The sequence below is a fragment of the Lysobacterales bacterium genome (assembly GCA_014946745.1).
Taxonomy (GTDB): Bacteria; Pseudomonadota; Gammaproteobacteria; order Xanthomonadales; family Xanthomonadaceae; genus Aquimonas.
Genome location: JADCRD010000001.1, coordinates 1,709,672 through 1,731,763 on the forward strand (window position 1 = coordinate 1,709,672; position 22,092 = coordinate 1,731,763).

The following is a 22,092-nucleotide window of genomic DNA, read 5'->3' on the forward strand; positions in this document are numbered from 1 at the left end:
CGCCGTGGCTTGAGTCAACAGGGATCCGGCCCACTCTGGGCTGGATCCCTGCCGACGGGTGCGTCGCCCACGCTCGCGCTGGCGAACTCTGAGACATCTGACGCCTCGGCCACCCCTCGCATGCGAGCCACGACCTGCCGTCGCTGGCGTCCACGCGCGAACTTCGGGGACACAGGCCAATGCAAAGCGCCGCCATGCTGATCCGCGCCGCCCTCGGCGCCACACTCCTTGTCACCTCCGGCTGCACAACCTCTGAAGCGCCCTCCCCGCCCGCGGCGCAGGCGCCCGCGACCGAGGCGCAGGCACCGACACCGCAGGCCCAGGCGCAAGACTTCGTCACCCAGGAGAAAGCCTGCGCGGACGACGGCACCGTTCCGATGCCCGCCGATGCGGTGGGTGGATTCAACGCACTGTTCCGCAAGGACGAGGGCGTGGTGCTGCCGATCGTGTCCATCCGCACCGACTCGCTGGCCTGGCAGACGGAGTGCTCCGTGCCGCTCGAGCTTGCGCAGCCGCAGACGACGGAGCTGTGCACGGGTCAGCAGGTGCTGCCGCGGCCCGCCCTGCTGAGTGTCACGCACATCCCTCGCAGCGGCGACTACGAGTTGACCATCGCGCCCCCGGCCGGTAAGCCAGGCAAGACACTGACCCGAACGCTGCGCGCGATTAGAGCGCCCGCCGAAGGGCGCGAGCACGTGACTTGGCTGCAAGGTACGGCCGACGCGGCGCTCGCAGCAGACATCTACGTCTACCTCCGCGATACTCGCGACGCCGCCGGCAAGCCCACCCACAAGCAGTATCTGGTCGAGGTGTTCGCGCACGGCGAAAAGAACTGCGACGCGCATCGCCCGCATCTCTCCACCTGCAAATCCGAGGACTTCCCGGACCGCCCCGAATGCGCGCCCAGCCTTGCCAAGCTCACGGGCAACCAGGTCAGCATCAAGCAGACGGACACTGGCACGGGCAATGAGCCACCTCGCAGACCTTGAGCAGCGCGCTTCGATGGCGGCCACTCCCAGCGCCTGCCCTGCCCGCGCGCTCGCGCTGGCGGGCGTACTGAGCCTGCTGTCGGTTCTCGCTCCGGCAGCACGCGCCTCGGCCGCTTCGCTGGGCTGCGACAGCCCCGCCCCCTTGGACCTGGCCTTGCCGCAGTCCGGACGTCTGCAGGTGGGCTTCACCGCCGAGCAGGGCGCGTGGCTGTGGATCGAGGAACGCGGACACGATCTGCAGATCGACGGCGCCGAACAGCTCCAGGCCCTGTCGGTGCAGACGCCGCCACGGCATGGGCTGAGCCTGCTGAGGGTCGATGCGTCCGACACGATCGCGATCACCCGTCAGCTGTCCGGCCGGTCTGCAGCGCGGGTGATGCTCAGCCTTGACTGCAACGCGATCGATACCGAGCTGCAGCGCTGGCTGCAGGACGCCGCAGCGGTGGCTCAGCACCTGGGCGGCGGCATCGGCAGCTTGAGCGGGCAGTCGCCGCCAGGTGCGCTGACGACGCTGCCGGCGCGTGCGCCGGCGCCGCGCTGGCGCGCCCTGGGCTTGCACCTGCAGGCGCAGTGGCTGCTGCTGGAGGGGCGCAGCATCGACGCCGCGGCGGCGTTCGTGGACGCTGCGCAAGCCTGGGACAGCATCGGCGCCACCCCGCAGGCGGCGGCCGCGCGGGTGGCGGCGGCCGAGAACTTCCGCTTGGCCGGGCGCGGTGGCGAGGCGCTCGCACTGAGCCGCGCCGTGGCCGGCGCGCCGGATCGCCGGCACTATTTCGGCGTACGCCTGGAGGCCGCCCGCTGCGGAGCGCTGTTCGAACGCGGCGATCTCGCAGAGTCGAGCGCCTGCTATGCCTGGGTGCAGGGCGCCTACGCGAGTCTGCAGGAGCCGCTCGAAAGCGCCAACGCTGCGGTCAATCACGCGGATCTGCTGCGCCGGACGGGTCAGCCTGAGGAGGCGCGTTCGCGCGTGCTCGCCGCACTCGACGCGCTGCAGGGGCCGCAGTCTTCTGCGGCGCGCGGCCGCGCCCAGCTGTCCTTGGCCGAGACGGCAGCACAGCAGGGCGATGTGTCCGAGCTGCTGCAGCGTCTGCATGCCGCGCAAGGCGAGTTCGAGCGCGCCGGCGAGACGCGCTGGCGTGCGCATGTGCTGCGTCGACTGGCGGCAACGCTGCTGGAGCTGGGGGCCGAAGCCGACGCCCAGAGCGCGCTGCAGGCAGCGCAGGCGCTGCTTGATCCGCGGCAAGCACCAGCGCCTTACGCCGCGGGCCAGCTGCTGCAGGCCCGGCTGCTGCGCGGCCGCGCGGGCTACTCGGATCGCCTCGATCTGATCCATGCGGCACAGTCGGTTGCCGACGGCATCCAGCAGCGCGAGCTGTTCAACCTGGCCGCGCTGGCGCGCGCCGAGCTGGAGTGGGAGTTCGGGCATCAGGCCGCGGCGCTCGCGGCGCTTGCCGCCCTGCGTGAGCCGAGCCCACGCGAACAGGCACGCGCAGCGCATCTGCGAGGCTTGATCGAACCCGGCAAACTCGAGGCGGGACCTGTTCTGGCCGCACGGCCCAGATCTTCGGCACCGGCCAGCGGAGCGGCCGCCTGGGTCGCGCTCGACCTGTCCGAACGCGTGGCGCTGCAGCGCGAAGTCGCGCGCCGCCGAGCGGACGAAGGCGCCGCTGAGCAGGCGCAAGTGGCGCTGCTGCAGGCGGCACGAGACCTGGAAGCGCTGCGCCTGCAGACACACAACCCGCTGCTCGATCAAGCGCTGATCGGACAGATGCTGCGCTTGCGGGCAACCGCCGTCGAACTGCGGCTGCGCACCCTGGCCGGCCAAACCCAGCTGGATCCCAGCGCTGAGCGCTGGCTTCTCGATTGGCTGAGCCTCGGCCTGCCGATGGGGCCTACCGCGAGCTCTCCCCACCCTGCCCGGCTCGATGCGGAACTCGGACGTTTGCTTTTGGGTGAGGCCTCCGACGCGCGCCCGCGAACCCTGCTGGCCGCGCTGTCGTCCCGCGGCACGCCGCGCGAACGCCAGCCGGTTTCCGTCGACGCGCTTCGCGCAGGCCTCAATGCGCGAGCGCCTCTTCAGATCCTGCTGAACGGCGAGCAGCAGACCCTGCACGTCGAGTGGTCCGCGCAGCAACGCAGCTTTCGGATCCTGGACGATCTGTCCGGTCTGCACGCCGCCCTGCAGCGCCTGTCGACGGCTGCCCAGCAGCTCGGCACGCCCGTGCAGCAGCTGCACGAGGCCGGTGCAGAGGTCGCCGCACGGCTTCGACTGCCCAACGACCTGCTTGCACAGGAGACCGTCGATGTACTGGCGGACGATCTTGGCCTGCAGGTCGAATGGAGCCTGCTGCCCGGCCCCGACGGTAGAGCGCTGGGCGAAACCCATCGCCTGCGGCTGCTGCAGCCGTCGACGCGCCCGGGCGCGGCGCCGGTGCTCGGCGCACTGCAGCTGCTGCAGGCGGCGCAGCGCCAGAATGCGTCGGCGCCGGCCGGCCTGCGCGCCGCTCCCGCGCTTGCCGCCCTGCGCGCCGCCGATGCCGAAGCGAACCTCCTGCTGGGCGCGCTGCCGGGTCGGGAGATCGATCGCCAGGTCTTGAGCGAACGCGAGCAGCTGCTCGCCGCGCTGCAGCGGAGCGACCGCTGGCTGCACGTGTCCGCTCACGGACAACTGCAGCCGCAGCTGCTGGCGGGGAGCGGACTCTGGATGGACCCCTCCGAGCCTGACGGCGACCCGCAGTTCATCAGTGCGCTGGATGTACAGGTGCGCGGCGCGCGCAGCCCCCACGTGGTGCTCAACGCCTGCCAGCTTGCGCAGGGCGCCGATCGCGGTGCGACTCACTCCGGCCAGTCGAGCTTTGCGCTAGCGCTTGTGCGCGCCGGCGCAGGCCATGTCATCGCTGCACGCTGGCTGGTCAGCGACAGCGCCAGCCAGCTCTGGGTCCCGGCCTACTACGGTGACCTGCAGCGGCAGGCCCGCAGCGGCCTGCCGCTCGATCCCGCGGCGGCGCTGCGCGCGGCACGCCAGAGCCTGCAGCGCTCGCGTGCCTTCCGGCACCCCTACCATTGGGCGGCATGGGTGCACTTCGAGGCCCTGCCCCTGCGACCGCCAACCGCCGCTGCTGATGACGCGACTTCGCCATGAACACGACGCCCGCAACCCAACCCGTCAGCGCCGTGCCGAGAGATCGGCGCGCTGCAGCCGTTCCGCGGCGCCGCGGACACAGCCCGTGCCGTTCGGCGGCAGCGCCCAGCGCGCGTCGCAGGCGGCTGCGCCCGACAGCGAAGCCCACAGCGCAGCAGAGCGCTGGCGGCTCGCCGCGCGCCCTGCCGCCAACCGGGCCCGGCGACGACCGCCAAGAACGCAGCGTGCCGGGGCGCGTCCACCACCGTTCTGACTGGAGATCGCGATGATCAGGATCCTGCGCCACATCTGGGAACGCATGCTGCAGCTCGCCGGCCTGCTGATGCTGATCCGGGTTCCGCTGCTGATGGTGCTGGCCGGGGTCGCGCTGTCCAGCTACGTCGCGCAGATCCGCGAGCTGTTCGACATCAGCATCGAAGCCCCCGTCTGGGCACTCGCGGCGTGGGTCTTCAGCGCCGGGTTCGGCCTGCTGGTGTGGTACTCCGCACGCACCCTGTACGCATTCCAATGGCCGCGGTGGCAGACCTCGGAGTCGCTGCAGACGTGGCTGGGTCAGCGCCTGCCTCGACTGCTCGCCACCGCCGCGCCGCTCACCCTTGCCGGCGCTTACTGGCAGGCGCATCCCGCCGAGGACAAGCCGGCCCCCTGGCTGTGGAGTGCGGCGTATCTGCTGCTGGCCATCGGCCTTTGGATGTTCACCACCTACAGGCGCGTGCTGCTGCGCACCCTAATGCAGGGGCAGGAGCGCCCGCTGGGCGTGGAACACCAGCCGCTCGTGGCGCGCTACCAGCATTGGCACGAGCTGCCCCGGTTTACCCGCATCGTGCACGCCGCCGGCCTGATCGCACTCCCGCTGTCCTGGCTGGCGGGGCTCTACCTTCCCGACACCCTGGATGGGTTGGGCCCCTTGGCGCTCATTCTTGGGGCCGCCAGCTTCAGCGTCTGGGCCAGCACCTGGCCGATCTACCTGGCGGCGCGGCTGCGCTTCCCTGTGCTCACCGCGATGCTGACCTGGGCGAGCCTGATGACGGCCATCGGTCTCAACGACAACCACGCCGTACGCCTCACCGCTGAACAGCAGTCCGACCAGGATCCGCCCATCGGCCTGGACTACCGCACCGGGGGGCGTCCCAGCCTGCAGGCGCACATCCATGACTGGCGACGCGACCGCAGCGACCCGTGCAAGGACGAGGTGTGGCTGATTTCCAGCGAAGGCGGCGGCATCCGCGCCGCGATGTGGACCGTGCTGGTGCTCTCCGAATTGCATGAAGCCACCGGCGGCAAACTCTGGCGCTGCACCTTCGCGGTGAGCGGCGTTTCCGGGGGAAGCCTCGGGCTTGCAGTCTTCGCCAGCGCCTACCGCGATCTCGACCGCACGCTCAACGCAGCCGATCTCGAACGGCTGCGCAACCTGCTGCAGGCCGATTTCCTCGCCCCGGTGCTGGGCTCGATGTTCGGGCTCGACGCCGCACAGCGCTTTCTGCCCGTGCGGATGTTCAGCGACCGCGGCCAAGCCCTGGAGAACGCCTGGCGCGCGGCCTACCGCCGCGAGGTGCTGCAGGCCGAAGGTGCAGCGGACGATGCTTACGCGGACGCGTTTACATCGGCGCTTGCAGACACGCTGTACGCGCGCGAGGGCGAGGATCGCCTCCTGCCCGCCTTGATGCTCAACACCACCGTCGTAGATTCCGGGCTGCGCCTGGTCCAGCATCCCTTCAGCACGCTGACCGAACGCGCCCACGATGTTCCGTTCCCCGGCGTGGTCGACGGCGCGGACTGGCTGCCTCGGGAGCTGCCGACCTTCAGCGCAGTGCACAACAGCGCGCGTTTCACCTTGGTCAGCCCCGCCGGCAGCGTGCTGAGGCGCGAAGACGAAGGCGCCGATGGCCGCGTTGTTCGGATCGGTCAGGTCGTGGACGGCGGCTACTTCGAGAACAGCGGAACCACAACCCTGAGCGCCCTGATCGATCGCCTTCAGGGCGGCGCCCATGCAGCGCAGCCGGCGACCACCGCAGGCGCGGACGCGGCTTCACCCCCGGGCCGCCCGCGCGTCCGGGTCATCCACATCAGCAACGATCCTCGCGTTCCCAGCTTTGCCGGCAACGGTCTGGACCGTTGCCAGACGTCCGAAACGGCAGCCCTGCCCTCGAACGCACCGCTGTATGGGGAAGCACGGGCACCGCTGGTCGCCATCCTTGCGACGCGCGATGCCCGCGGCGAGTTCGCGCGTCAGGCGCTGATGGACCAGGTGCAGGCGGTCCGCGGCGAGCTCTGGCACTACCGGCTCTGCCCCGGCAAACGCGTGCTTCCGCTCGGCTGGACGCTGAGCCCCGAGAGCACGCGCGAAATGCGCGAACAGCTGCGGGGAAATCCCAACACGGCGTCCATCGTTCAGTCGTTCGGACGCTGAAGCCTGAACCCGGGCACCGTGCACACTCGCGTCCGCTCGATCAGGCGCTCACGCGGCTAATCAGTGATCGCGCCCGCCAAGGCGCCCGGCACTCCGCAACGCGTCCGCGTGACCTCAAGCGTTCGCGAGAGCGAAGTCGATCGCCGCGCAAACAGCGGTGGCTTGCGCGGCGTCACACTGCTCCGGCGTTGCGCGCGGGCTGTCAGGGTAGACCTCGGTCGTGGTGGTGAAGCGCGCCGACGTCATGCCCGGGCACAGACCCAGCGCCTTGAAGGGGTACAGGATCACCCCCGGCGCCACCACCGCGGACCCGATGATCTGACCTGCCGCATCGGCCGGCGCGATGTGGGTGACCTGCGCCACCGCCGCGATCACGGCGCTCTGGAAGGCCAGCTGCGGATTCTCGCTGTCGCCCACCAGATAGAAGCCATCGGGAATCGCACCCGCTTCGAAGGTTTTGCCATCGCGCGCCGCCAGCGCCGGGCGGAACTCGCTCTCGTCGGTGTCGGTGGTTTCGTGCAGATCGATGTGCAGTAGGATCTCGCCCTCGAGCGCCTGCACCAGACGCATCAGTGCGGCGGACTCCTCGGCCGGGCTGTCGGCACGGAAGCTGCGGTTGGGATCGATCGCCTGCGCATTCCAGCGATGGATGCGCTCATAGGCCCAGGGGCTGATGCAGGGCGCCACCAGCAGATTCGCTTGGCCGGCGTAGCGCTGCGCGTCCTCTCGCAGGAATCGCAGGGCACCTCGCACCCCGCTGGTCTCGTAGCCGTGCACGCCACCCGTCACCAGTACGACGGGCAGGGCCGCGTTCCACGCGCGGCTGCGCAGAGCGTAGAGGGGGAAGTGCTCACTGCCGTAGTCGAGCGCGCCGTACTCGACGACATCGAAGCGCTCGCGCAGCGCGTCGACCACGCTGACGACATCTTCGCGGTAGCTGCGTTGACGGCTCTGTCGGCCCAGCCACTCGGCGCGCTCGGCCTCGCCCCAGGGCTGCCCCGGCGTTCCGATCGGATAGAAGGCGTCGCTGCGCATCGGGAGAATCTCGCTGTGTTGGAAGGCGCCGAATGCTAGCAATCCTCGTCCGCGCCGGGCTGTGCCAGCCGCCATACCCGACGCTCAGCGAAGGCCTTCAGAACCACTCGAACAGCGAGATGCCCACACCGATCTGGGTGCTGCGCACGTTGTAGTCGATGAGGCTCTCGCCGTAGCCCTCGAACACCTGCACATGGCCACGCAGGCTGCGCGAGAGTGGAAAGCTCCAGTCGAGCTGCAGGGCGCCGCGCGACTCCGCGCCCGACTTGAAGGTGTGCCGCGCCAGCAGCGCGAACTCATGCGCGCCGCGACGGTGCACCAGGCTGATGTCGCCGCGCCCAAGGTAGTCGACGATGTCGGGATTGTCGTCCGTCTCGGCGTCCTCGCCGATTCGCCACCATGGTCGCAGGCTCAGCAGCCAGTCCTCGCGTTCGAAGCCGAACGCAGCCACCACGCGGTTCCAGCTGCGCGACAGCGGCAGGCTGCGGCCGTTGGATTGATGGTTGATGCCGATGCTGGCCATGCGCAGGTCCCAGCCGAACACCTCGGCCTTCGGCCCGAACACCAGCAGGGCCTCGGGCTCGTACACGGTCTCGCGGAAGGGGCGCGAGGTCCGGCTGTTGTAGAGCTGCCAGCGCGAGCTTTGGGTGTAGCCGAACCACAGATCCCCCTCGCCGAACAGCAGGCCCTGCGCCACCTTGGTCTTGAGACTCAGCTGGAAGCGCGCCTCGGTCGGCTGCAGGTCGAAGGGGTCCTGCAGGCGGTTCTCCGGGTTGGGGCTCTGCGGCAATCGGTTGGGGCGGCTGCTCCAGGCCAGCGGCAGCAGATACACAGGCTTGTAGGCGCGCAGGTTGAAGCTGCCCAGCTTGGACTCGGGGCTGAGCTCCCAGCGCCGATCGAGCGCGGACAGCTCACGCGAGGCGACCCGCGCGGCGATGCGTTCTTCCGCCTGATTGCGCACGCCGTCGGGATGCAGACGCGCATCCAGCGCGTCGTACGCGGCCGCGAGCTCCGCGTTCTCGCGCTCCGCCTTGGCCGCTTGGTGGGCGTCGCGGCCCACCGCACGGTCGTAGCACAGCAGCCGTGCCGGGTCGGAATCGATGGCGGCGCAGGCCTCCACCGTCGCTGGCGTTACGCCCTTGTTCTCCTGCGCCAGCGCGCTGTCTGCCACCAGCAGGGCACAGAGCGCGCCCAGGCCGGCACGCTGCAGTCGAGGGGGCGCAATCTTCATGGGCATGGCGAACTCGTCGGGTACGAAACGAAGTCGCTAGCTTAGGGGAACACGGATCAATTCCTCGCTCGGCTTGATTGGTGTTGCCCTAGAGCAAGACGCCGGGCCTGCCTGCGTCACCGGCCCCCTGCGAGCGCCACCGATGCAGGCCCGCCCTCACCATGGCAGAAAAAGAAAAGCCCCGCAGCGCCGGTTGCATGGCGCTGCGGGGCCGGGTTGCACGGCTCCGTCATCACGACCGAGCCGCTCAGCCTTGGCGCATCACTTCAAGTCGAAGCGGTCGGCCTCCATGACATGCGTCCAGGCCGCCACGAAGTCGTGTACGAACTTCTCCGAGACGTCGTCTTCGGCATAGACCTCGGCCTGGGCGCGCAGCTGCGAGTTCGAGCCAAACACCAGATCCGTCAGAGTGCCCGTCCACTTCAGCGCACCGCTCTTGCGGCAGCGGCCCTCCAGCACGTTGGCATCGGCCTGCGAGCGGGTCCACTTCGTCGACATGTCCAGCAGGTTGACGAAGAAGTCGTTGCTGAGCACGCCGGGCCGGTCGGTGAACACGCCGTGCTTGGCGTCGCCGTGGTTGCCGCCGAGAGCGCGCAGGCCACCGACCAGCACCGTCATCTGCGGCACGCTCAGCTCAAGCAGGGCCGCCTTGTCGACCAGCAGGGTGGCCTGCTTGTCCTCGAAGCCCTTGGCCACGTAGTTGCGGAAGCCGTCGGCGCGCGGCTCCAGCACCGCGAAGCTGTCGACGTCGGTGTGCTCTGCCGTCGCATCCGTGCGGCCCGGATTGAAGGGCACGGCGACGTGGACGCCGCCTTTCTTCGCTGCATCTTCAACCGCCGAGTTGCCGGCGATCACGATGAGGTCCGCCAGCGAGACTTTCTTGCCGCCCGACGCCGAGGCGTTGAAGTCCTTCTGGATGCCTTCCAGCACGCCCAGCACCTTGGCCAACTGCGCCGGCTCGTTGACCGCCCAGTCCTTTTGCGGCGCCAGCCGGATGCGCGCGCCGTTGACGCCGCCGCGCTTGTCGGTGCCGCGGTAGGTCGCGGCCGCCGACCAGGCGGTGTAGACGAGTTCGCGGGTCGACAGACCCGAGCCCAGCACCTTGGCCTTCAGCGCCGCCACGTCGCTGGCGTCCACCAGCGGGTGATCCACGGCAGGCACCGGGTCCTGCCAGATCAGCACTTCGCTCGGGACCAGCTTGCCGAGGTAGCGGGCACGCGGGCCCATGTCGCGATGGGTCAGCTTGAACCAGGCGCGGGCGAAGGCGTCGGCGAACTCCTTCGGGTTGGCGTGGAAGCGCCGCGAGATCTTCTCGTAGGCCGGGTCCATGCGCATGGCCATGTCGGCCGTGGTCATCATCACCGTGACCTTCTTCGACGGGTCATGGGCGGACGGAGCATGGTGCTCGGGCTTCAGGTCTCTCGGGTGCCACTGCCAGGCGCCGGCAGGGCTCTTCACCAGCTCCCACTCGTAGCCGAACAGCACGTCGAAGTAGCCGTTGTCCCACTGGATGGGGTTCGGCGTCCACGAGCCTTCGATGCCGCTGGTGATGGTGTCGTTGCCCTTGCCGCTGCCGTGGCTGCTGATCCAGCCGAAACCCTGCTCGGCGATGTCGGCCGCTTCGGGTTCCGGACCCACCTTGGCGGCATCGCCAGCGCCATGCGCCTTGCCGAAAGTGTGGCCGCCGGCGGTGAGCGCGACCGTCTCTTCATCGTTCATCGCCATGCGCGCGAAGGTTTCGCGGATGTCGCGCGCCGAGGCCAGCGGATCCGGCTTGCCGTTCGGGCCTTCGGGGTTGACGTAGATCAGGCCCATCTGGACCGCGCCCAGCGGGTTCGCGAGCTCGCGATCACCGCTGTAGCGCTTGTCGCCCAGCCACTCGGTCTCGGGGCCCCAGTCGACGACCGGCGGCTCCCAGATGTCGGGGCGACCGCCGCCGAAGCCGAAGGTCTTGAAGCCCATCGACTCCATCGCCGCATTGCCGGCCAGGATCAGCAGGTCTGCCCACGAAAGCTTCTTGCCGTACTTCTTCTTGATCGGCCACAGCAAGCGGCGGGCTTTGTCAAGGTTGCCGTTGTCGGGCCAGCTGTTGAGCGGTGCGAAACGCTGATCGCCCGTGCCGCCACCGCCGCGACCGTCGTAGATGCGGTAGGTGCCGGCGGCATGCCAGGTCATGCGCACGAACAGGCCGCCGTAGTTGCCGTAGTCCGCCGGCCACCACTCCTGCGAGTCGGTCATCAGCGCCTTGAGGTCGGCCATGACCGCATCAAGGTCGAGCTTCTGGAACTCCTTGCGATAGTCGAAGCCCTTGCCGAGCGGGTCGAGCTTTTCGGAATGCGCGGTCAGGGGGCTGAGATCGAGCGCGTCAGGCCACCAGTCGCGGTTGCGCGGGCCTTTGCCCATACCGATATGGCTGGCGCCGCCATGCACGGGGCATTTCGCTTCGTTGGACATGTGTCTCTCCTCCGGTGGTGGGGTCGTACAGGGCTGCAAGCTTGGCTCAGGCCATTCAATAGATGAAATCGCTTGTGCCGATCACATGCATAGCCCGAGGGAATGGCGCAATGCAGCAGCTCTGAGCCGACACCCGCGCGGATCGCAGCGCCCGACGCGCTCTGCGCGGGGCTTCCGCGCGATGCGGCATCGCAGCAAGCCGAAATGTTCAGACAGCGCCACTCTTGAACGCCCACGCGACGATGCCCAAGCGCGCCTTCACAAAGCGTGAGGAGCGCCCGGACCAATGCCAGCTGCCGCTGGGTCCGAACAGACTGTGACCCTACGCCGATCGATCTCAGCTCGGGTCAAGGCTCGAAGCCGTTGGCGAACAGCACCGTCGTCACTTCAGCCCGCTCAAGCGCGCCAAGATCGGGCAAGCCAGCGCGAGTCCTGCCGAGAAGATCGTTCGCCGGCATCTGGGTTGGATCGGCCTGATCGACGCCCACCCCACCGGCACCGGGCTGTCCGTAGGTCGCGGCGTAGAACTGGAAGACATCCGCAATCCGCGCGAAGCCACCGTTGAACTGGGACTGCGACTGCAGCCAGTGCGGGGTGGTGATTCCCGTCTGCGCGGGGAGGCGCGGGTCACCGATGCGTTGTTCCGCGTCGTTAGTGAAGTTCACCGCATCGCCCGCGTCCTGCGGGATCGCAGCACCGCCGTTGAAGTAGCCGTTGCGGCGCAGCACGATGCCGCTGACGTCGGCCGCCAGCACATCGCTGAAGTCGGCCATGCTGCCGCTGGGATCGGACCAGAGGTTGTTGAAGAAGCGGATGTTCTGCACCGTCGGGTTGCTGCCCTCGCGATTGAGGCGCATGGCGAAGGCATTGCCCGGTAAATTGCCCACCACCGTGTTGGCGCGGAACACGATATCGCGTGAACCTTTGACCCCGAAGGCCGCACGGATCGGATTGCTGGCGTTGCCAAGGAAGAGGTTGTTCTCGGCCACGCAGTCGAAGGCCTCGTGGTAGGCCTGGCCGTCCTCACCGAACAGCAGGAAGTTCGAGCCGGGCGAGCCCTGCCAGTTGAGAAAGATGTTCCTGCGGACGACCACGTTGCGCGCGCCGACGTATTCGTCGTCGCTGCCATTGCTGTCCTTGACCACGATGTACGCCGCCGTGTCGTTCGGGTTGCTGCGGCCGGAGGCGGCGAAATCGTTGAAGAACACATTGCCCTCGACCACGACATCGTCGACCGAGTTGATGTCGATGTGCTCGTCCGAGCCCTGCTGGTTGTAGAACACGTTGCCGATGACGCGAATCTCGCTGGCGCCGTTGTTGATCTTCAGCAGATCGTTGTTCCAGCTGTCGTGGAAGATGTTGTCGCGCAGGGTGATGCGCCGGGTCTCTCGATTGAAGCCGTCCTGGATTTGCACGACCAGCGCCGCGGAGCCGGCACCGGTGTGGGCGATGTCGAAGCCCTCGATCGTGATGCCGCTGATATCGGCCGCGTCGTTGTAGACGGTCAGCACCGCTTCACTGGCCCGCAGCCGTGCCTGATAAGGCAGCCGGGATCTCAGGGTGACGCCCTGGGCGAAATTGCCGCGGATGCGGATGCGCCCGGTGTAGGTGCCGGGTTCGACAAGAATGAGGCTGCCGTCCGGCACGCGATCCAATGCATAGGTGATCGTGGCCCAAGGCTGCGCCTGACTGCCGCCCGCTGCTTGATCCGTGCCGGTCGTCGCGACGTAGAACGTCTGCTGCGCAGCGGCCGTGCTGCACCAGAGCGCCAGCACCAGCAGGGCGAGCCCGCGTGCTGTCTGGCGCAGCGCCGGGCAAGCCAGCGTTCGATAGAGCTTGAGGCGAATAGACATGGGCGGATCTCGCTGCTGGCACACGGAGCGAGCACGCCCCCCGGCCGTGCACGATGGCCGCAGTATGCGCCCGCCAACATCGCGAGCAAACGCCTGCCAAGGAAGCTCGGGTTTATCGGAGCTGGCGGCGCGCCCAGGATGGCGCGCACGCGGACCAAGCGCGTCAGTGCTCGCTCCAGCGGAAGCGAGTCCGGCGACGCCGGACTCGCGACCACGCATCACCTTCGGGAGGGATTGAATCCGCCTTGCTTCAGTTCGGCTGGGCCTCGATGTGGTCGCGCACGAAGCGATCCAGCAAGCGGACCCCGTAGCCCGTTGCCCCCAGCGGCATGGTCGGCAGCGCGGGATCGTCGCGCCAGGCCATGCTGGCGATATCGAGATGCGCCCAAGGCAGCTCCGGCGCCACCCACGCGCCGATAAAGAACGCCCCCACGCCAGCGCCCGCTCGGCTGCTGCTGCCGCCGTTGCGCAGGTCGGCGATCGGCGACTCCAGATCCTTGGCATAGCTCGGGTGCAGCGGCAGGCGCCAGACCTCTTCGCCGCTGGCCGCACCCGCGGCCTGCAGCTGGGCGGCAAGCGCATCGTGACGGCTGAACAGGCCCGCGTACTCATCGCCCAGCGCCGTCACCTGCGAGCCGGTCAGGGTGGCGAGGTCGATCAGCAGGCGCGGCTTCAGCTCACGCTGCGCCCAGGCGATCGCGTCGACCAGCACCATGCGGCCTTCGGCGTCGGTGCTCATGATCTCGAAGGTCTGCCCGCTCAGCGTGCGGATCACGTCGCCAGGTCGCGCCGCCGTGCCCGAGGGCATGTTCTCGGCGAGCGCGGCGATGGCCACCGCATTCACCGGCGCGCCGCGACGCGCCAGCGCGAGCACCGCGCCGGTGACGCTGGCCGCACCGGTCATGTCGTACTTCATGCGCCACATGTCCTGCGCCGGCTTGATCGAGATACCGCCGGTGTCGAAGGTGATGCCCTTGCCGACGAAGACCAGCGGCGCCTCGCCGCGGCGCCCGCCCTCGTAGTGGACGGCCAACAGGCGCGGCGGGCGCGCGCTGCCCTGTCCCACCGCCAGCATCGCGCCCATGCCGAGCTCGGCCATGGTCTTCTCGTCGAGCACGTCGATGCGCACCTTGTCGGCGCCCGCGAAGGCCGCACGCGTACGCTCGACGAAGCTCTCGGGGTAGATCACATTGGCCGGCTCGCTGACCAGCTCGCGGGCGAAGCGCACGCCCTCGGCCACCGCGCGCCATTGCGACTCCCAGGCCCGACGCGAGGCGTCGGCATCGGCCGTGCGCAGCACTGCACTGCCCTGCCCCAGCACAGGCTGGCCGGGCTTGGGGCTGCGGTACTGGCGGAAGGTGAACTGACCGAGTTCGACACCCAGCGCCAGATGCGCGCCAGCGGCCGGCAGCGAGGCCTCCGGCCACAGCACCTCGATGCGCGAGGCCGCACTCAGCACACCGGCCTGACCGACGAGCCCGCCGACGTCCTCCAGCAGGCGTGGGCTCGCCGCATCGGTACCAGTGCCGATCACGATGACCTGGGTGTAGGGGCCGACGCCGTGCAGGTTCAGCACGGTGCCGCGATCGCCGAGGAAGCCGGCGTTGGCCACGGCCCGCGAGAGCGCGCCTTCGGCAATCGCGTCGACCTCCGCAAAGGCGCCGGCAGGCGCGGAATCGCGCGGCAGGGTCACGGCCACCGCGCCCTCGCGCGGCACGGCATAGGGCTCGAAATCGAGCGCGCGCTGGGCCTGGGCCGCGAAGGCGGCAAGGCTGGCAAAGCAGACGAACAAGACGCGGGCGACAGCAGGTCGATGGGAGAACATCAGGGCATCCGTGATCGGAAAGGGGCATGCGCCGCAGCGCGCGCCAACGCTGCAAAGTCGCGGCGATCCCGGCATGTCCCAGAAGGCCCATCTTTCACGCGTACTCGACAACTTCGACCACAGCCTGCGCCGCCGCGCGCCTGTCCGCCTGCGCTGAACCCCGGCGCCCGCTGGCTCCGACATTTTGCTGCTCAAGCCTCTGGAAATTGCCCATGTTTTCTCCGCCCGCAGGCACCCGCTGCAGCCACTTCCCCTGCCCTTCGAACCTCGCCTTATGCAAGCGGAAAAGGACGCAAAGGCTCGGTCTGACGGCCGCCCTGCTGGCCTTGCTGTGGTCCGCGACCAGCTGGGCGCAGTCACCGGCCGTCGTCGAGCTCGCCACTGTCGAGCGCAGCGCCTTGAGCGAAACCCTCAGCCTGCCCGGCAGCCTGCGCGCAGTGAACGACGCCCAACTGTCGCCGCGCATCGAGGGCCTGATCGCCGAGCTTCACGTCGATGCCGGCGCGCGCGTCGAGGCGGGCGCCGCGCTGCTGCGCCTCGACGATCGCTTGGCGCGACTCGGCATGGCAGCCCTGGAGTCCGAGGCCGCCGCCGCAGCGGCCGCCCGCGACGAGGCCCAGCGTCGTGTGGACGAAGCTGCGCCCCTGGTTGCGCAGCGCAGCCTGCCGGAGACCGAACTCGGCGCACGCCGGGCTGCGCTGGCCGAGGCCGAGGCCGCCTTGAGCGCGGCGCGCGCGCGGCTCGCCACGCAGCGCGAGCATCTGGATCGGCACCTGCTGCGCGCGCCCTTCGCGGGCGTGGTGGCGGCGCGCCTGGTCGACATCGGCGAGTGGGTCACCCCCGCCAGTCCGGTGCTGCAGCTGGTCGATCTGGACGCCGTGCGGCTTGAGCTGCAGATTCCGCAGGAGCGCTTCGCCGACATCGATGCCGAGACCCCGGTCGAGATCGAGCCCGACACCGCGCCCGGCACCCGTATCGCCGCGCGCATCAACGCACGCGTGCCGGTGTCCGGCGCCAGCGGTGCGCGCACCTTCCTGCTGCAGGTGGTGCCCGCGCAGACCCCCGTGTCCCTGCTGCCCGGCACCTCGGCGCGCGCGCACTTCCGTCTCAGTGGCGGCGCCTCATTGAGCATTCCGCGCGACGCCCTGCTGCGGCATCCCGACGGCGGCTACAGTGTGTTCGTCGCGAGCGAAGCCGAGAGCGGGCTGCGCGCGCAGCGCCGACCGCTGCAGTTGGGCCGCGAGTCCGGACAGCGCGTTGAAGTCCGCGAAGGCCTGCGCGAGGGCGAGCAGGTGGTGGTGCGCGGCAATGAAAGCCTGCAGGACGGCCAGCCGATCCAAGCGCGCGCGGCCGAGGGCTGAGGACCATGCTCGAAGCCCTGGTCAAGCGCGGCACACTGGTCACCGTGGCAGTGCTGATTCTGTGCGTGCTGGGCGTCGTCGCCGCCCTGCGCATCCCCGTGCAGATGATTCCCGACCTCGAGGTGCGCACGGTCAGCGTGCTCACGCGCTGGCCCGGCGCAACCCCGCAGGACGTGGAAAAGGAAATCCTGATCGAGCAGGAGCGCTTCCTGCGCAGCGTGCCGAACCTGAAGCGCATGGTGTCCTACGCACGCACCGGTGAGGCCAGCATCGAGCTGGAGTTTCCGTTCGGCGTCGACATCAACGAGGCCCTGATCCGCACCAGCAATGCGCTGTCGCAGGTCTCGGGCTATCCGGAAAACGTCGATCCGCCGCAGCTGCTCACCAGCAGCTTCAGCAACAACGCCTTCATGTTCTATGCGCTGGCGCCCCTGCCCGGCAATCCGCTGAACCTCGACGTCAACATGCTGCGCGACTTCGTCGAGGACGAGGTGCGGCCGCGCATGGAGCGCGTGCCCGGGGTCTCGCAGATCAACGTGGGCGGCGGCGCCGAGCGGCAGGTGCAGATCCGCGTCGATCCTGCGCGCCTGGCCCAGCGCGGGCTGAGCCTCGACGACGTGCGTCAGGCCGTTCGCGCACGCAACCGCGACAGCTCCGGTGGCGACATCGACAGCGGCAAGCGCCGCTATCTGGTCCGCACGGTCGGCCAGGTCGCCGACGCGGAGGCGCTGCAGGACCTGATCCTGCGCCGCGAGGGGGACGCCATCGTGCGCCTGCGCGACGTCGCCGAGATCGAACTGAGCCATTTCGAGCTGCGCGGCCTCGCTTTCGCCGACGGCCAGCTGCGGCTGAACCTGTCGGTGCAGCGCGAGCCCGGCTCCAACGTCGTCGCCATCAAGAACGCGATGCTGCAGGAGGTGGAGCGCATCAATCGCGATCTGCTCGCGCCGAACGGCTTGAGCCTGCGCCTGTTCAGTGACGACGTGCGCTACGTCCGCGACTCGATCCAGAACGTCTGGACCAATCTTGCGCTGGGCGCGCTGTTGGCCTCGGCGGTGATGCTCTACTTCCTGCGCAGCTGGCGCACCACGCTGGTGGCCATGATCGGGCTGCCGATCTGCACGCTTGCGGCCTTCCTCGGGCTGATGGCGGCCGGCCGCACGATCAACGTGATCTCGCTGGCCGGCGTGGCCTTCGCGATCGGCATGACGGTGGACAACACCATTGTCGTTCTGGAGGCGATCGAGAGCGCGCGCCGACGCGGACTGGCGCGGATGCAGGCGGCCGTCGAAGGCGCGCGCGAGGTGTGGCCGGCGGTGCTGGCCTCGACGCTCACCACCGCCCTGGTGTTCGCCCCCGTGCTGTTTGTGGAGCAGGAAGCCGGCCAGCTCTACTCGGACATCGGCATCGCGATCGCGACGGCGATCCTCGCTTCGATGCTGGTGGCGATCGGCATCATTCCCGCGGCCAGCGCGCGCTTCTCGCGGCCGGCGCGCAGCGAGGCCACGCTGCCGGGCGATGCGCCCATCCTGTCCGCGCCCAGCGCCTGGCTGATCGCGACCCCTCGGCGTGCGCTGGCCTGCGTGTTGGCGACAGTCGCGATCACGCTCGGCGTGGTGATCGGCCTGGCGCCCCCAGCGGAGTACCTGCCCGAGGGCGAGGAGCCCAAGGCCTTTACCCGCATGATCGCGCCGCCGGGCCAGAACCTCGCCGAGATGGAGCGCATCGCCGCCGAGATCCGCGACAAGATCAACCCGGCGGTCAACGGCGAGCAGGCCGCATTCGAGCGCGGCGAGCTGCCGATCCCGCCGATCAAGTACTACTCGATGAACGTGAGCGCCGGCAGCCTGATGGTGCTCAGCGAGCCGGTCGACGGCGATCAGCTGCAGGCGATGATGGACAGCCTCAGTGAGCTGTTCCGCAGCTACCCGGGCATGCGCGCATTTTCCGCGCGCGGCTCGATCATCTCCAGCAACGATGGCGGCACTCGCGCGGTGGCGATCGAACTCTCCGGCACCGACATGGGCGGGCTGTATCGCACCGGCGAGGCGCTGCTGCGCCGCGCCGGCGCGCTGTTCGAGAACCCGCAGCTCAGCAGCGAGCCCTCGGCCCTGTCGCTGGATCAGCCGCTGGTCGAGGTACGTCCGCGCTGGTCGAGGTACGTCCGCGCTGGGCGCGCCTCGCCGAGGTGGGCTTCGATGCCAACAGCTTCGGCTTCGCGGTGGCGGCGCTGTCGGACGGCGCCTTTGTCGATCAGATGCTGATCGAGGACCGCCCGGTCGATGTCTTCGTGTTCAGTGGCGCCGGCAATCGGCAGACCCTGCAGGACCTGCCGCAGCAGCCGGTGCTGACGCCCAGCGGTGAAGTGCTGCCGCTGTCGGCGCTGGCGGATCTGGTGGAAACGGTGGACAGCGACTCGCTGCGCCGCGTCGACGGCCGCCGCACGGTCACGCTGTTCGTGATCCCTCCGCGCGCGGTGGCGCTCGAAACCGCCGTGCAGCGCGTCCAGGACGAACTGCTGCCGGCCGCGCGCGCGGCCGGCGACATCGCGCCGGGCGTCAGCGTCGACTTGAGCGGCGCGGCCGACCAGCTCGACGCCACCCGCGAGGCCCTGGTCGGCAACTTCGCTGTGGCGCTTCTGCTGTCCTATCTGCTGCTGGTGGCGATCTTCACCCACTGGGGCTACCCGCTGCTGATCCTGGTGACCGTGCCCACCGGCGTGGCCGGCGGCATCCTCGGTCTGCTCGCCCTCAACCTTGCCGGCAGCGCCTCGGCGGCGCTGGGCCTGGGCGGCTTCAGTCAGCCCTTCGACATGATCACCATGCTCGGGTTTCTGATCCTGCTCGGCACCGTGGTGAACAATCCGATCCTGATGGTGGATCGCACGCGCACCAACCTCGACCGCGGCATGGGGCTCGACGCCGCCATTCTCGATGCCGTGCGCGCGCGCCTGCGGCCGATCCTGATGTCCACGCTCACCACCGTGTTCGGCTTGGCCCCGCTGGTGCTGGTGCCCGGCGCGGGCACCGAGCTCTATCGCGGCGTGGGCGTGGTCGTGCTGGCCGGCCTGCTGTGCTCGACCCTGGTGACGCTGAGCTTCCTGCCCTGTCTGCTGCGGCTGGTGTTGGCGCGGTTTCCCGGCCAAGGCTTGGCGGCTCGTTGAAGAGATCCCTTCCGGGGAGCTTTTCAAGTCGGCGGTCCGGCGCAGGTCCGTACCGCCCCACGACACTCCATCACTGACGCGCTTGCTTCGTGGTCTCGGCCCTCCCTGGCCGGGCTGGCAGACTGCTTTTCAACAGCCTGCCAGGGCGGCCCCGCGCTGCAGAAGCCGGAGACCCAGGCTGTGGCATGAGGCAACTCAGGCCAAGTCACGCCAACGGAAGCGGCGGCGCAAAAGCGCCGCCGCTGCCTGTCCCGACCGCTGAATCGTCACACCGGACGCGGCTCAGCTGCGCCCCAGCTCCATCACTTTGCTCCAGGCCTTGACGAAGTCCTGCGCGAACTTCTCGCCGCCGTCGCTGGCGGCATAGACCTCAGCGACCGCACGCAGCTCGGAGTGCGAGCCGAAGATCAGGTCGACCGGCGTCGCCGTCCACTTCAGTTCACCGCTGGCACGATCGCGGCCCTCGTACAGGCCCGGCTGGTTCGACGCCTTCGACCACTGCGTCGAGAGGTCGGTGAGGTTGACGAAGAAGTCGTTGCTGAGCACGCCGGGCCGCGCGGTGAACACGCCGTGCTTGGCGCCGTCGGTGTTGGCGTCGAGTGCACGCAGACCGCCGACCAGTACGGTCATCTCGGGCACGCTGAGATTCAGCAGGTTGGCGCGATCGACCAGCGCCTCGGCCGGCGACAGCGCGCTGCCTTCGCTGAAGTAGTTGCGGAAGCCGTCGGCCGCCGGCTCCATCGCTGCGAAAGACTCGACATCGGTCTGCGCCTGCGCGGCATCCGCGCGACCCGGAGTGAAAGGCACCTGCAGGCTGTGGCCCGCGGCCTTCGCCGCCTGCTCGATCGCCGCCGCGCCGCCCAGCACGACGAGATCCGCGATCGACACCTGCTTGCCGCCGGTGGCCTTGCGGTTGAACTCGGCCTGGATGCCGGCCAGTGTCTGCAGCACCTTCTGCAGCTCGGCCGGCGAATTGGCCGCCCAGTCCTTCTGCGGCGCCAGCCGCACGCGGCCGCCGTTGGCGCCACCGCGCAGATCGCTGCCGCGGTAGCTGGCTGCCGCCGACCAGGCCGCGCGCACCAGCGCCTGCACGCTCAGGCCGGAGCCGAGGATCTCAGCCTTCAGCGCGGCGATGTCCTGCGCGTCGATCAGCGCGTGCTCGACCTTGGGGATGGGGTCCTGCCACAGCAATTCTTCCTGCGGCACCAGCGTGCCCAAGTAGCGCGAGCGCGGGCCGAGGTCGCGGTGGGTCAGCTTGAACCAGGCGCGGGCAAACGCATCGGCGAACTGCTCGGGATTGTTCTTGAAGCGCAGCGAGATCTCGCGATAGGCCGGGTCCTCGCGCAGGGCAAGGTCGGTGGTGAACATGATCGGCGCGTGCCGCTTGGTCTTGTCGTGCGCATCCGGCACCAGATTGGCGCCCTGGCCATCGGCCGGAATCCACTGGATCGCACCGGCCGGGCTGCGGGTCTGCACCCACTCGAAGGCGAACAGGTTGTCGAGGTAGTTGGTGGTCCAGGCGATCGGGTTGACCGTCCATGCGCCTTCGAGGCCGCTGGTGATGGTGTCCGCGCCCTTGCCCGTGCCGCACTTGTTGTTCCAGCCCAGGCCCTGATTCTCGATCGGCGCGCCGGCCGGTTCGACCTCAAGACAGCCCTCGGGCTTGCGTGCGCCGTGGGCCTTGCCGAAGGTGTGGCCGCCAGCGATCAGGGCGACGGTCTCCTCGTCGTTCATCGCCATGCGGCCGAAGGTCTCGCGGATGTCGCGCGCGGCCGCCAGCGGATCGGGCTTGCCGTTCGGGCCTTCCGGGTTGACGTAGATCAGGCCCATCTGGGTGGCCGCCAGCGGCCGCTGCAGCTTGCGGTCACCGGCATGGCGGGCGTCCTCCAGAAACTTGCTTTCCGGCCCCCAGTACGTGATGTCGCCTTCCCAGTCGTCGACGCGGCCGCCGGCGAAGCCGAAGGTCTTGAAGCCCATCGACTCCAGCGCGACGTTGCCGGCCAGCACCATCAGATCGGCCCACGAGATCGCGCTGCCGTACTTCTGCTTGACCGGCCACAGCAGGCGGCGGGCGCGGTCGAGATTGACGTTGTCAGGCCAGCTGTTGAGCGGCTCGAAGCGCATCTGCCCGCCGTCGGCGCCGCCGCGGCCGTCGAAGGTGCGGTAGGTGCCGGCGCTGTGCCAGGCCATGCGGATGAAGAAGGGTCCGTAGTGGCCGTAGTCGGCCGGCCACCAGTCCTGCGAGGTGGTCATCAGGGTCTTCAGGTCGGCCTTGACCGCTTCCAGGTCGAGCCGATTGAACGCGGCCGCGTAGTCGAAGTCAGCGCCCATCGGGTTGGACGTCTGCGCGTGCTGGCGCAGCGGACTCAGGTCGAGGCGCTGCGGCCACCAGTCCTGCGTGTCCTTGGGGGGCTGGGCGAAAGCGGTGCCGCTCCAGCCCGCGGTTGTGAGTGCCGCGGCCAGTGCGAGCGTCAGCAGTTTTTGGGTACGCATGGAAGTCTCCAAGGGTTCATGGGAATGCGGCGAACAGCCGCGTGAAGACTAGGCACTGGCGAAACCGGCGTTAAATCGATTCTCTGAACCTCAGCGATCAAGCCTGGCTATCGCCACGGTGGCGCCTGCGGCCGCC

The 22,092-nt window shown here is 69.2% G+C and carries 10 protein-coding genes and 1 pseudogene; 5 read left to right on the top strand and 6 right to left on the bottom strand.

The annotated features are described in order from the left end of the window. Positions 1–179: 179 nt before the first annotated feature. The 3 genes from H4O13_06595 (at position 180) to H4O13_06605 (ending at position 6,541) form a co-directional block, all read left to right on the top strand. Complete coding sequence (locus H4O13_06595; protein MBE5315056.1) at positions 180–989, top strand: hypothetical protein; 810 nt, start codon at positions 180–182, stop codon at positions 987–989. Next, on the top strand, positions 967–4,131 hold the full coding sequence (locus tag H4O13_06600) for a CHAT domain-containing protein (GenBank protein MBE5315057.1): 3,165 nt from the start codon (positions 967–969) through the stop codon (positions 4,129–4,131). Before H4O13_06595 ends, H4O13_06600 begins: the two co-directional genes overlap by 23 nt. A 265-nt stretch (positions 4,132–4,396) precedes the next feature. Beyond that, positions 4,397–6,541, top strand: a complete 2,145-nt coding sequence (locus tag H4O13_06605) for a hypothetical protein (protein ID MBE5315058.1) — start codon at positions 4,397–4,399, stop codon at positions 6,539–6,541. Between the two features lie 114 nt (positions 6,542–6,655). Here the strand turns inward: H4O13_06605 and H4O13_06610 are convergent, their stop codons facing one another. The 5 genes from H4O13_06610 to H4O13_06630 all read right to left on the bottom strand — a co-directional run bounded on the left by H4O13_06610 (position 6,656) and on the right by H4O13_06630 (position 14,939). Continuing rightward, on the bottom strand, positions 6,656–7,576 hold the full coding sequence (locus H4O13_06610) for a M14 family metallocarboxypeptidase (protein MBE5315059.1): 921 nt from the start codon (positions 7,574–7,576) through the stop codon (positions 6,656–6,658). Between the two features lie 97 nt (positions 7,577–7,673). Further along, the gene (locus tag H4O13_06615) at positions 7,674–8,807 is read right to left on the bottom strand and encodes a phospholipase A (protein MBE5315060.1); all 1,134 of its coding nucleotides are present in this window, start codon (positions 8,805–8,807) and stop codon (positions 7,674–7,676) included. Between the two features lie 261 nt (positions 8,808–9,068). Further along, entirely contained in the window at positions 9,069–11,261 is a 2,193-nt protein-coding gene (gene katG, locus H4O13_06620; GenBank protein ID MBE5315061.1) for a catalase/peroxidase HPI, read from the bottom strand. A 347-nt stretch (positions 11,262–11,608) separates the two neighbouring features. Beyond that, positions 11,609–13,114, bottom strand: a complete 1,506-nt coding sequence (locus H4O13_06625; protein MBE5315062.1) for a hypothetical protein — start codon at positions 13,112–13,114, stop codon at positions 11,609–11,611. A 250-nt stretch (positions 13,115–13,364) separates the two neighbouring features. After that, the gene (locus tag H4O13_06630) at positions 13,365–14,939 is read right to left on the bottom strand and encodes a leucyl aminopeptidase (protein ID MBE5315063.1); all 1,575 of its coding nucleotides are present in this window, start codon (positions 14,937–14,939) and stop codon (positions 13,365–13,367) included. 398 nt (positions 14,940–15,337) lie between these two features. Between H4O13_06630 and H4O13_06635 the strand changes: the two genes are divergently transcribed. Further along, a complete protein-coding gene (locus H4O13_06635) occupies positions 15,338–16,300 on the top strand; it encodes an efflux RND transporter periplasmic adaptor subunit (protein MBE5315064.1) in 963 nt (320 codons plus the stop codon). 5 nt (positions 16,301–16,305) lie between these two features. After that, positions 16,306–19,463: pseudogene (locus tag H4O13_06640) on the top strand (efflux RND transporter permease subunit). A 282-nt stretch (positions 19,464–19,745) separates the two neighbouring features. Here the strand turns inward: H4O13_06640 and katG (H4O13_06645) are convergent. Beyond that, positions 19,746–21,956, bottom strand: a complete 2,211-nt coding sequence (gene katG, locus H4O13_06645) for a catalase/peroxidase HPI (GenBank protein MBE5315065.1) — start codon at positions 21,954–21,956, stop codon at positions 19,746–19,748. Between the last annotated feature and the right edge of the window lie 136 nt (positions 21,957–22,092).